Origin of the sequence: Burkholderia reimsis, from assembly GCF_003294055.1 — a bacterium.
GTDB classification, from domain to species: domain Bacteria; phylum Pseudomonadota; class Gammaproteobacteria; order Burkholderiales; family Burkholderiaceae; genus Burkholderia; species Burkholderia cepacia.
Genome location: NZ_QMFZ01000033.1, coordinates 39,351 through 51,786, shown reverse-complemented (window position 1 = coordinate 51,786; position 12,436 = coordinate 39,351). Strand labels below are relative to the sequence as shown.

Annotated in this window: 9 protein-coding genes; all 9 read left to right on the top strand. The window is 66.1% G+C overall.

The genetic code is table 11. The features are described from left to right. Positions 1-66 precede the first annotated feature (66 nt). The 9 genes from DPV79_RS30530 (at position 67) to DPV79_RS30485 (ending at position 12,411) form a co-directional block, all read left to right on the top strand. Entirely contained in the window at positions 67-993 is a 927-nt protein-coding gene (locus tag DPV79_RS30530) for a CysB family HTH-type transcriptional regulator (protein WP_006484201.1), read from the top strand. A 496-nt stretch (positions 994-1,489) separates the two neighbouring features. Beyond that, entirely contained in the window at positions 1,490-1,876 is a 387-nt protein-coding gene (locus DPV79_RS30525; protein WP_059484544.1) for a DUF805 domain-containing protein, read from the top strand. Positions 1,877-2,153: 277 nt separating this feature from the next. After that, positions 2,154-3,104 carry a sugar ABC transporter substrate-binding protein gene (locus DPV79_RS30520; protein ID WP_021157018.1) on the top strand — a complete coding sequence of 317 codons (951 nt, stop codon included), beginning with the start codon at positions 2,154-2,156 and terminating at the stop codon, positions 3,102-3,104. 145 nt (positions 3,105-3,249) lie between these two features. Then, entirely contained in the window at positions 3,250-4,863 is a 1,614-nt protein-coding gene (locus tag DPV79_RS30515) for a sugar ABC transporter ATP-binding protein (RefSeq protein ID WP_113047227.1), read from the top strand. After that, the gene (locus DPV79_RS30510; RefSeq protein ID WP_027787475.1) at positions 4,860-5,879 is read left to right on the top strand and encodes an ABC transporter permease; all 1,020 of its coding nucleotides are present in this window, start codon (positions 4,860-4,862) and stop codon (positions 5,877-5,879) included. Before DPV79_RS30515 ends, DPV79_RS30510 begins: the two co-directional genes overlap by 4 nt. 35 nt (positions 5,880-5,914) lie before the next feature. Then, on the top strand, positions 5,915-6,946 hold the full coding sequence (locus DPV79_RS30505; RefSeq protein ID WP_027787474.1) for a LacI family DNA-binding transcriptional regulator: 1,032 nt from the start codon (positions 5,915-5,917) through the stop codon (positions 6,944-6,946). Next, a complete protein-coding gene (rbsK, locus tag DPV79_RS30500) occupies positions 6,943-7,872 on the top strand; it encodes a ribokinase (RefSeq protein ID WP_113047226.1) in 930 nt (309 codons plus the stop codon). The genes DPV79_RS30505 and rbsK overlap by 4 nt, the downstream gene beginning before the upstream one ends. A gap of 278 nt (positions 7,873-8,150) precedes the next feature. Next, entirely contained in the window at positions 8,151-9,926 is a 1,776-nt protein-coding gene (locus tag DPV79_RS30495) for a methyl-accepting chemotaxis protein (protein WP_113047225.1), read from the top strand. A 562-nt stretch (positions 9,927-10,488) separates the two neighbouring features. Next, positions 10,489-12,411, top strand: a complete 1,923-nt coding sequence (locus DPV79_RS30485) for a PrkA family serine protein kinase (protein WP_021163181.1) — start codon at positions 10,489-10,491, stop codon at positions 12,409-12,411. The last annotated feature ends 25 nt before the right edge of the window (positions 12,412-12,436 follow it).

Here is a 12,436-nt window from a genome sequence, read left to right as displayed (position 1 = left end):
GCAGGGCAGGGGGCGGAGCGCGCTCCGATCAGACAATCAAACAACGACAGCCTAAGAGGCATACCCATGAATTTTCAGCAATTGCGGTTCGTGCGCGAAGCGGTGCGCCAGAACATGAACCTGACGGAAGTCGCGAACGTGCTGTACACGTCGCAGTCCGGCGTGTCGAAGCAGATCAAGGATCTCGAGGATGAGCTGGGCGTCGACATCTTCATCCGGCGCGGCAAGCGGCTGACGGGGCTCACGGAGCCCGGCAAGGCCGTGCACCAGCTGATCGAGCGGATGCTGCTCGATGCCGAGAACCTGCGCCGCGTCGCGCGCCAGTTCGCCGACCAGGACAGCGGCCACCTCGTCGTCGCGACGACGCACACGCAGGCGCGCTACGCGCTGCCGAAGGTGATCCGGCAGTTTACCGACGTGTTCCCGAAGGTGCATCTCGCGCTGCGCCAGGGCAGCCCGCAGCAGATCGCGCAGATGATCCTGAACGGCGAGGCCGATCTCGGCATCTCGACCGAAGCGCTCGACCGCTATCCGGACATCGTCACGTTCCCGTGCTATTCGTGGCACCACACGGTCGTCGTGCCGAAGGGCCATCCGCTCGTCGGTCGCGAGAACCTGACGCTCGAGGAAATCGCCGAGTACCCGATCATCACGTACGACCAGGACTTCACGGGGCGCTCGCACATCGACCAGGCCTTCACGCAGGCGGGTGCCGTGCCCGACGTCGTGCTGACCGCGATCGACGCCGACGTGATCAAGACCTATGTCGAGCTCGGGATGGGGATCGGCGTCGTCGCGGCGATGGCCTACGATCCGCAGCGCGACACGGGGCTCGTCGCGCTCGATACGCAGCACCTGTTCGAGGCGAGCACGACGCGGGTCGGCCTGCGCAAGGGCGCATTCCTGCGTGCATATGCGTACCGGCTGATCGAGATGTTCGCGCCGCACCTGAACGAAGCGGAAATCGCGGGGCTGTTGCGCGAAGCCGTTTGACGCTAGCACGTCGTGCGCCGTCCGCGCGATCACCGCGGATGGCGCGACGTCTCCTCATGCACCAGGCGGCGCAGGCGATCTGCCGCCTGCCTGGTTGTTCGACCCAGACTCACCGAATCACCGGCCGCAATCGCGGTTTCCTGCCGATTCATCTCCGCACTCGGCGCACGACATGCGCTCGCCTGCCAGCGAGAAATCAAGACGGCACGTTCGAGCGCCTCGCATCGGGCCTTGCCATCCTGCATACTGTCCGCCCCATTTCTCCTTGCATGTGATTCAATGCGCGTGAATGCCGGCTGACGGGTGTTGACGCGACTCTCCGGCACCATCCCGATCGGCCGGCTGCACCAACACCCTGCGCGACGCCGGAACGAAGCGCGGGGCACATGGCCGGCAGCCCGTTCGCATTCGCCACACAACGCACGCGGATTGCCCGTTCAGGCACATTCGGCGACATGGCGCACAGCACGCAACACGCGTGACGAAGAGGTAAACAATGAACCTGAAATGGTTTCTCTTTTCCTTCGAAGGCCGGATCGGACGCCTGCCGTGGTGGATCTACGCACTGGTTTCCGCGTTGCTCAGCGTGTTTTTCGATGCGGATTCGCACCGCTCGCCGGATGACGAGCTGCCGCTGCTGGCGATGCTGGTGCTCGTCGTGGTGGCCGTCGTCGCGGCCTGGTCGTCGATCGCGGTCGGTGTGAAGCGGCTGCACGACATCGACAAGTCGGGATGGTGGATGCTGTTGCTGTTCGTGCCGATCGTCGGCGCGCTCGCGTTGTTCGTGATGAACGGCTTCATCGCCGGCACGCCGCATGCGAACCGATTCGGCGAGCCGCCGTCAGCCGATGAAGACGAGCCGGCGCCGCGGGATCCGGCGTGACACGCGCTCCGAATAAACCCTTAAATATTGATCAGACAGGTTGCGCGCCGGCGCGAATCGGTACAGCATAGCCTTCACTCCGCCGGCTTCCCGCCGGCGGAGGCGCGTAAACAACAGCACGCGTCAGGCAGTCGGCCGTCTGCCTCGCTTCCATTCCGTGGTACCGACAGCAGCATCGATGGCCATTGCCCGGGTAGTGTGGCGCAAACGTTTGCTCACATTAAAACAACAGTCAAACAATAGTCCGGCCCCTGGGGCCGGTCGCCAGGAGATGTGTATGAATGTCCTCTTTCGCCGTCGTTTCCTGACCGCCGCGCTCGCCGCCGTCGCGGTTGCCGCCGCACCGGCCGTCCATGCGCAATCATCGGCCAAGCCGAAGGTCGCGCTCGTGATGAAGTCGCTCGCCAACGAGTTCTTCCTGACGATGGAAACGGGCGCGAAGGAATACCAGAAGCACAACGCGAACCAGTTCGACCTGATCACCAACGGCATCAAGGACGAGACCGACACCGCGAACCAGATCCGCATCGTCGAGCAGATGATCGTGTCGAAGGTCGACGCGATCGTGCTCGCGCCGGCCGATTCGAAGGCGCTCGTGCCGGTCGTGAAGAAGGCGGTCGACGCCGGCATCATCGTCGTGAACATCGACAACCGGCTCGATCCCGACGTGCTGAAATCGAAGAACCTGAACGTACCGTTCGTCGGCCCGGACAACCGCAAGGGCGCGCGCAAGATCGGCGATTACCTCGCGAAGCGGCTGAAGGCGGGCGACCAGGTCGGCATCGTCGAAGGCGTGTCGACGACGACCAATGCGCAGCAGCGCACGGCCGGCTTCCAGGACGCGATGAAAGCGGGCGGGATGAAGGTCGTATCGGTGCAGTCCGGTGAATGGGAGATCGACAAGGGCAATGCGGTCGCGGCCGCGATGCTCAATGAATACCCGAACCTGAAGGCGTTGCTGTGCGGCAACGACAACATGGCGATCGGCGCCGTGTCGGCCGTGCGCGCGGCCGGCAAGCAGGGCAAGGTGTTCGTGGTCGGCTACGACAACATCAACGCGATCAAGCCGATGCTGAAGGACGGCCGCGTGCTCGCGACGGCCGATCAGTACGCGGCGAAGCAGGCCGTGTTCGGCATCGACACGGCGCTCAAGGCGATCTCCGAGCATCGCAAGCAGGCCGACATGTCGGGCGTGGTCGAGACGCCGGTGGATCTCGTGACGAAGTGACGCAACCCCGATACGGCCGCCGCCCTCAAGAATCGGGTGCGGCGGCCGTTATCAGGGGTGAGCGCGATCACGGCCACTGCATGCACATGCACTTGTGAGCGTCATACCCGCGCGCCGCGTGCGCGCGGCCGCAACCAGGATCGCGATGGACCCGACTTCCCAACCCTCCCGCGCAGCCGCTCCCGTGCTGTCCGTATCCGGCATCGGCAAGACCTATGCCGAACCCGTGCTCGCCGAGGTCACGCTGACGCTCGACGCGGGCCACGCGCTTGCGTTGACGGGCGAGAACGGCGCCGGCAAGAGCACGCTGTCGAAGATCATCGGCGGGCTCGTCGAGCCGACCGCCGGCACGATGCAGCTGGGCGGCCAGCCCTATGCGCCGGCGAGCCGGACGCAGGCCGAGGCGCTCGGCGTGCGCATGGTGATGCAGGAGCTGAACCTGCTGCCGACCCTGACGGTCGCCGAAAACCTGTTCCTGAACCGCCTGCCGCGGCGCTTCGGGATCATCGATCGCGCGCGGTTGCGCGACGACGCACGGGCCGCGATGGCCCAGGTCGGGCTCGACATGGTCGATCCCGATACGCCGGTGGGCGCGCTCGGCATCGGCCATCAGCAGATGGTCGAGATCGCGCGCAACCTGATCGGCGACTGCCGCGTGCTGATTCTCGACGAACCGACCGCGATGCTGACCGCGCGTGAAGTCGAGCTGCTGTTCGAGCAGATCGACCGGCTGAAGGCACGCGGAGTCGCGATCATCTACATCTCGCACCGGCTCGAGGAACTCGCGCGTGTCGCCGAGCGGGTCGCCGTGCTGCGCGACGGCCGGCTCGTCCATGCGGACGACATGGCGGCGACGACGTCCGACGGGCTCGTCACGCTGATGGTCGGGCGCGAGATCGGCGAGCACATCGATCTCGGCGAGCGCCGTATCGGCGCACCGCGGCTCGTCGTGTCGGGCCTCGCCCGCGGGACGGCGGTGCGCGACGTGTCGCTCGAGGTGCGCGCGGGCGAGATCTTCGGGATCTCGGGGCTGATCGGCGCGGGACGTACCGAACTGCTGCGGCTGATCTACGGCGCGGATGCGCCGGATGCGGGAACGATCGCGATCGGCCAGCCGCCGAAGCCGGTGCGGATCGGCTCGCCCGTCGAGGCGGTGAAGCACGGCATCGCGCTGATCACCGAGGATCGCAAGGGCGAGGGGTTGCTGCTCACGCAGTCGATCACCGCGAACGTGTCGCTCGGCCAGCTCGACCGGCTGGCGCGCGGCGGCATTGTCGACAGCGCGCGTGAAACGGCGCTCGCCGAGCAGCAGATCGACGCGCTGCGAATCCGCACGCACGGTGCGGCGCAGGCGGTCGGCGAGTTGTCGGGCGGCAACCAGCAGAAGGTCGTGATCGGCCGCTGGCTCGCGCGCGACATGGGCGTGCTGCTGTTCGACGAGCCGACGCGCGGGATCGACGTCGGCGCGAAATTCGAGATCTACACTTTGATGGGCGCGCTCGCGCGCGAAGGCCGCGCGCTCGTCGTCGTGTCGAGCGACCTGCGTGAGCTGATGCTGATCTGCGACCGGATCGGCGTGATGTCGGCCGGCCGCATGACCGCCGTGTTCGAGCGCGGCAACTGGACCCAGGATGCACTGCTGGCCGCGGCGTTCGCCGGCTTCGGCCGCGAGACGCCGCCGGACGGCGCACGGCATCCGGACGCGGGGCAGGCGCAAGGCGCCGCTCCGGGCACTTCGACGACAGGACGACAGCAATGACCCAGCCTCCCGTATCCCCGACCGACGCAGGCGCGCAGCAGGACGTGACGGGGCGCCGCGCGCGCACGCTGTCCGGCACGCGGCTCGGCCTGTCGAACTATCTCGGGCTCGCCGGCGCGCTTGCCGCGATGATCGTGCTGTTTTCGACGCTGAGCTCGCATTTCCTGACCTACGATACGTTCAGCACGATCGCGAACCAGATTCCCGATCTCGTCGTGATGTCGGTCGGGATGACCTTCGTGCTGATCATCGCCGGGATCGACCTGTCGGTCGGCTCGGTGCTCGCGCTCGCCGCGTCGATGGTCAGCGTCGCCGCGCTGAAATGGCAGTGGGGTCCGCTGCCGGCCGCGCTGATCGGCATCGCGGTCGCGACCGTCACGGGCGCGCTGACGGGGGCGGTCACGGTCGGCTGGCGGATCCCGTCGTTCATCGTGTCGCTCGGCGTGCTGGAGGCCGCACGCGGCCTCGCGTACCAGCTGACGAATTCGCGCACCGCCTATATCGGCGACGCGTTCGATTTCCTGTCGAACCCGATCGCGCTCGGCATCTCGCCGGCGTTCCTGATCGCGGTCGCGGTGATGATCGCGGCCCAGTTCGTGCTGACGCGCACCGTGTTCGGACGCTATCTCGTCGGGATCGGCACGAACGAAGAAGCCGTCCGACTTGCCGGGGTTAACCCGAGGCCGTATAAAATTCTCGTATTCGCGCTGATGGGTGCGCTCGCGGGGCTCGCGTCGCTGTTCCAGATTTCGCGGCTCGAGGCGGCCGACCCGAACGCGGGCGTCGGCCTCGAACTGCAGGTGATCGCGGCCGTCGTGATCGGCGGCACGAGCCTGATGGGCGGGCGCGGTTCGGTGATCAGCACGTTCTTTGGCGTGTTGATCATCTCCGTGCTGGCCGCGGGGCTGGCGCAGATCGGTGCGAACGAGCCGACGAAACGGATCATCACCGGCGCGGTGATCGTGGTGGCGGTCGTGCTCGATACGTATCGCAGCCGTCGCACGCGCGTGCGGTAGAAATACAGACAGAACAGACCAGAGAGAAACGGGAAATGGCGACGATCAAGGATGTGGCGGCCATGGCGGGCGTGTCGTTTACGACCGTCTCGCACGTGGTGAACAACTCGCGGCCGGTGTCTGCGGATGTGCGTGCGAAGGTCGAGGGCGCGATCCGCGAGCTGAATTACGTGCCGTCGGCCGTGGCACGCTCGCTGAAGGCGCGTGCGACGGCGACCATCGGCCTCGTCGTGCCGAACAGCACGAATCCGTATTTCGCGGAGCTTGCGCGCGGCATCGAGGATCAGTGCGCGGCCAATGGCTATTGCGTGTTCTTCTGCAACTCGGACGACGATCCCGTGAAGCAGCGCAACTACCTGCGCGTGCTGCAGGAAAAGCGCATCGACGGGCTGATCGTCGCGTCGGCGGGCGAGGATGCGGTGCTCGCGCAGACGCTTGCGGACATCCATGCGCCGCTCGTCGTCGTCGATCGCAACATCGAGGGGCTCGCGGCCGACCTCGTGCAGATCGACCACGAGCGCGGCGCGTACCTGGCGACGCGCCACCTGCTCGAGCTCGGGCACGCGAAGATCGGCTGCATCACGGGGCCGACCGACACGGCGGTCAGCGCGATGCGCGTGCACGGTTTCATCCGTGCGATGGCCGAGCGCGGTGTCGACATCGTGCCGGGCGCGATCGCGGAAAGCGACTTCTCGTGCCTCGGCGGTTATCACGCGGCGTCGCGGCTGTTCGAATCGGTGCGGCCGAGCGCGATCTTCGCGGGCAACGACCTGATGGGCGTCGGCGCGCTGCGTGCGGCGGCCGAGCGCGGCATGCGCGTGCCCGACGACTGTTCGATCATCGGATTCGACGACATCGAATTCTCCCGCTACACGTATCCGGCGCTGTCGACGGTCGGCCAGTCGGTGCGCGCGCTCGGCGAAATGGCCGCGCAGACGCTGATCGAGCGGATCGGCGGCGGCTCGTCGGCCGTGCCGAGCCGCCGTCGCGTCGTGTCGCCGCGTCTCGTGCTGCGTGAATCGACGGCGATCTACCGCGAGCCGCCGGCTTCCGGCGGTCGCGCATGACGGCGCCCGTGGCGGGCGCCGGCCGCGTGACGGTGGTGGGCAGCCTCAACATGGATCTCGTCGTGCGCGCGCCGCGCCTGCCGCTGCCCGGCGAAACGCTCGCCGGGCATGCGTTCGCGCAGGCGGCGGGCGGCAAGGGCGGCAACCAGGCCGTCGCTGCCGCGCGGCTCGGTGCGCAGGTCGCGATGATCGGCTGCGTCGGCGCGGATGCGCACGGCGCGGCACTGCGTGCGGGCCTCGAAGCCGAGGGGATCGACTGCGCGGGGCTCGCGACGAGCGCATCGGCGTCGACCGGCGTCGCGCTGATCGTCGTCGACGATGCGAGCCAGAACGCGATCGTGATCGTCGCGGGCGGCAACGGCGAGGTCACGACCGATACGGTCGCGCGGCACGAGGCCGCGCTGGCGTCGGCCGACGTCGTGATCTGCCAGCTCGAGACGCCGCCGGATGCGGTGTTCGCGGCGCTGTCGGCCGGGCGGCGGCTCGGCCGCACGGTGGTGCTCAATCCGGCCCCGGCCGTCGCGCCGCTGCCGGACGGCTGGCTGCCGCTCGTCGATTACCTGATCCCGAACGAGGTCGAGGCGGCCGCGTTGACCGCGCTGCCGGTGCGCGACCCGGCGGAGGCCGAAGCCGCCGCCCGCGCGCTGCAGGCTGGCGGCGCGCGCAACGTGCTGGTCACGCTGGGCGCACGGGGCGTGCTTGCGCTGACGGCCGACGGCGCCGCGCGGCATTATCCGGCGCCGGCCGTGCAGGCCGTCGACACGACGGCGGCCGGCGATACCTTCATCGGCGGCTTTTCCGCGCGGCTCGCGGCCGGCGCGGACGTCGATACGGCGATCCGCTTCGCGCAACGCGCGGCGGCACTGTCGGTCACGCGGGCGGGCGCTCAACCGTCGATTCCCACGCTTGCCGAACTGGCCGGATAGGGCCGGATCACGCATCGCAGCCGGTTCGTCGCAAACGATGGCCGGCCGCGTATCCGCGCTGCACGCCGGCAACGGAGAGCCTCTCATCGCCGTGCACGCCAGTGCACGGTGACGCACGTATTTTCGTTCAGCTATTTGTAATAAACAGACGAATAATTCGAAAAAATAGCGGAAACGCCATCAAGTTGTGCGGTGTCTGGTCGTAAATGCATCAGGTGAAGCAATGCTTCGAAGCGACGGGTCCGTCCCGTCCATCACGACGCAACACAGGAAGGATGATGGCGTTCAAAAACCTGACGATTCGTGCGCGCATCGGTTTTACGATGGCGTTTCTGGCGGTGCTCCTCGGTGTGATCGGTGGGCTCGGCGTGTATGGAATGACGCGCGCGAACGGTACGACGCGCGAGATCTTCACGAATCAGATGCCAAGCGCGGTCGATGTCTCGATTGCCGAGATCTACTCGGCGCGCGAACGCCTGGCCCTCGACCGGGCGGCGCTCCTGGCCGGCACGCCCGATGCGGCGGCTGCCATCGAGCGAAGCCGCGGGATGCGCGCGCAGTCGGACACCTGGTGGCAAAAGTACCTCGCGTTGCCGCGCGGCCCGGAGGAGGATCGCATCGCACAGGACGTCGCCGCGAAGCGGCAGGCGTTGCAGCACGAGTGCGACGCGTTCGCGAGCGTGCTCGGGGCGAATCAGGCCGACCGCATCGGCGACGGCGCCAAGCAGCTCCAGGCGCGCTACACCGACCTCTCGACGGCGAGCGAGGCGTTGCGCAACTACCAGTTCAGTGACGCGCAAGCCAACTTCGATCATGCGGAATCGGTGTACGAGACGCTGCGTGTGTTGGCGATCGTCGCGCTGGCGGCCGGCTTCGCCGCCGCGGTGGTGTCGTGGCTGACGCTGAGCCGCGCGATCGGCCGCCCGATTGCCGACGCGCTCGCGCATTTCGACGCGATTGCCGCCGGCGACCTGCGCCGGCCGATCGTCGTGGACCGGCGTGACGAGATGGGCCAGCTTCTCGAGGGCCTCGGCAAGATGCAGCGCGGGCTCGTCGATACGGTGCGCACCGTGCGCGGCGGCAGCGAGTCGATCGCGACCGCGGCGCGCCAGATTGCGGCCGGCAACATCGACCTGTCGTCGCGCACCGAGGAGCAGGCCGCGGCGCTGCAGGAAACCGCGTCGAGCATGGAGCAGCTGACCGGCACCGTGAAGCAGAACGCAGACAATGCACGCCAGGCGAGTTCGCTGGCCGCGAATGCGTCGGAGATTGCAAACAAGGGCAATACGGTGGTCGGCCAGGTGGTCGGCACGATGGGCGAGATCAACGACAGCTCGGCGAAGATCGCCGACATCATCGCGATCATCGAGGGAATCGCGTTCCAGACCAACATTCTTGCGCTGAATGCAGCAGTGGAAGCCGCGCGGGCCGGCGAGGAAGGCCGCGGTTTCGCGGTCGTCGCGGGCGAGGTGCGCAGCCTGGCGCAGCGTTCGTCGGCCGCGGCCAAGGAGATCAAGGTGCTGATCGACGCGTCGGTGGAGCGCATCCGATCGGGTTCCACGCTGGTCGACGAGGCAGGGCGCACGATGAGCGACGTGATCGGTGCGGTGCAGCGCGTGACGGACATCATGGGCGAGATCGCGGCGGCATCCGAGGAGCAGAGCGGCGGGATCGACCAGGTGGCGCGCGCGGTCGCGCAGATGGACGAGGTCACGCAGCAGAATGCGGCGCTCGTCGAGGAAGCCGCGGCCGCCGCGCAGTCGCTCGACGAACAGGCCGGGCGCCTGCGTGAAACGGCAGCGGTATTCCAGCTCGCCGACGACACGTCGCGGCCGGGTTCCGCGGCACCGGTTGCGGTGCCGGTTGCAGTGCGTCACGCGCCGCGTGCGCCTTCCGCTGCGGTTGCCGTGCCGGTCGCTGCTGCGCGCGACGATCGCGATGCCCCGCCGAAACGCGCGGCTGCGGCGGCACCGGCGCGCAAGCCCGTCGCGGCCGCCGCTGCGCCCGCGCAGGCGGCCGCTACCGGTGGCGCGGACGACTGGGAAACCTTCTGATTCGCGCGTCCCGCGTATCTATCCCCATTTGGTATCCCATTTGGTAGCGAACGACGCCCGCAACACGCGGGCGTCGTCGTTTTTGCGGTGGAGAAATGTGACAGACGACGTACATGAACGACGATCGTGCAAGGTTGCGTGCATCGAACGCTCTGCATCGACTGAGGTGCGCACAGGTGCGAGTGAAGTGCCCGCATCCGTCATACGGGTATTTCCGTAAGGGCGCTGCGAAAAAAATTTGTAACGGCGCGCGCAACGTGTCGTCGCAAACGGCTGCTCGAACGTATAGGGATGAGGGAGGAAGTGACGACGTCGGATGTGTCCAACGCACAAGACGTTCCGTTGTTCGACGAGACGCGACGGATGCAGTTTCTGCGGCTCGGGAGATCGATTGTAAAACGACGAAATGCGTTGTCCAAGCGGTGTTGTCGAGAATGACGAACTTCATACGAAGAGTTCGTGAAAAAAAATAAGAAAGGGTTTAGGATGAATTCGAACGCGCTTGCTTCTGCGCAGTCGTACGAAGGCAGGCACGTCTTCAGACTCAGGCGAGGGAGGTAGCATGGATATTTACAGCAGCTTCGCGAACCGCTTCGAAAAAACGCGAGAGGAAGAGCTCTCGCTGGAGGAGTATCTCGCGCTCTGCAAGAACGATCCATCCGCGTACGCGACGGCTGGTGAACGCATGCTGGCAGCAATCGGGGAACCTGAACACATCGATACCCGCAACGATCCGCGCCTGTCGCGAATCTTCGCGAACAAGGTCATCAAGGTCTATCCCGCATTCCGTGAGTTCTACGGAATGGAGGAAGTGATCGAGCAGGTGGTCGCATATTTCCGTCACGCTGCGCAAGGGCTCGAAGAGAAGAAGCAGATCCTCTATCTGCTTGGCCCGGTGGGCGGCGGCAAGTCGTCGATCGCCGAGCGTCTCAAGCAACTGATGGAGCGCGTGCCGTTCTATTCGCTGAAGGGTTCGCCCGTCAACGAATCGCCGCTCGGGCTGTTCGACTACGACGAAGACGGCCCGATCCTCGAGGAACAGTACGGCATTCCGCGCCGCTACCTGAAAAACATCCTGAGTCCGTGGGCCGTCAAGCGCCTGCACGAATACAACGGCGACATCCGCCAGTTCCGCGTGGTGCGTCGTTATCCGTCGATCCTGCGGCAGATCGGCATCGCGAAGACGGAGCCGGGGGACGAGAACAACCAGGACATCTCGTCGCTGGTCGGCAAGGTCGATATCCGCAAGCTCGAACAGTACGCGCAGGACGACGCCGACGCGTACAGCTACTCCGGTGGCCTGTGCCTCGCGAACCAGGGCCTGCTCGAGTTCGTCGAAATGTTCAAGGCGCCGATCAAGGTGTTGCACCCGCTGCTCACCGCCACGCAGGAAGGCAACTTCAAGGGCACCGAGGGCTTCGGCGCGATTCCGTTCGACGGGATCATCCTCGCGCACTCGAACGAGTCGGAATGGAAGGCGTTCCGCAACAACCGCAACAACGAGGCACTGCTCGACCGGATCTTCGTCGTGAAGGTGCCGTACTGCCTGCGCGTCTCGGAAGAGACGAAGATCTACGAGAAGCTGATCCGCAACTCGTCGCTGGCCGAGGCCGTCTGCGCACCGGGCACGCTGAAGATGATGTCGCAGTTCTCGGTGCTGTCGCGCCTGCACGAGCCGGAGAATTCGAGCCTGTTCTCGAAGATGCAGGTGTACGACGGCGAAAACCTCAAGGATACCGATCCGAAGGCGAAGTCGTACCAGGAATACCGCGACTACGCGGGCGTGGACGAAGGGATGACGGGCGTGTCGACACGCTTCGCGTTCAAGATCCTGTCGCGCGTGTTCAACTTCGATTCGAGCGAAGTCGCGGCCAACCCCGTGCACCTGATGTACGTGCTCGAGCAGCAGATCGAGCGCGAGCAGTTCCCGCCGGAAACCGAGCAGAAGTATCTGTCCTTCGTGAAGGACGTACTGGCGTCGCGCTACGCGGATTTCATCGGCAAGGAGATCCAGACGGCCTACCTCGAGTCGTACTCGGAGTACGGCCAGAACATCTTCGACCGCTACGTCACGTATGCGGACTTCTGGATCCAGGACCAGGAATTCCGCGATCACGATACGGGCGAGAGCTTCGACCGCGCCGCGCTGAACGCGGAGCTGGAGAAGATCGAGAAGCCGGCCGGCATCAGTAATCCGAAGGATTACCGCAACGAGATCGTGAACTTCGTGTTGCGTGCACGGGCGGCGAACGCCGGCAAGAACCCCGTGTGGACGAGCTACGAGAAGTTGCGCGTCGTGATCGAGAAGAAGATGTTCTCGAACACCGAGGAACTGTTGCCGGTGATTTCGTTCAACGCGAAGGGTTCGGCGGAGGAGCAGCGCAAGCATGAGGACTTTGTGAACCGGATGGTCGCGAAGGGCTATACGCCGAAGCAGGTGAGGCTGCTTTGCGACTGGTACCTGCGCGTGCGCAAGTCATCATGACGCGCGCGGTACCGCGCCCGTACGG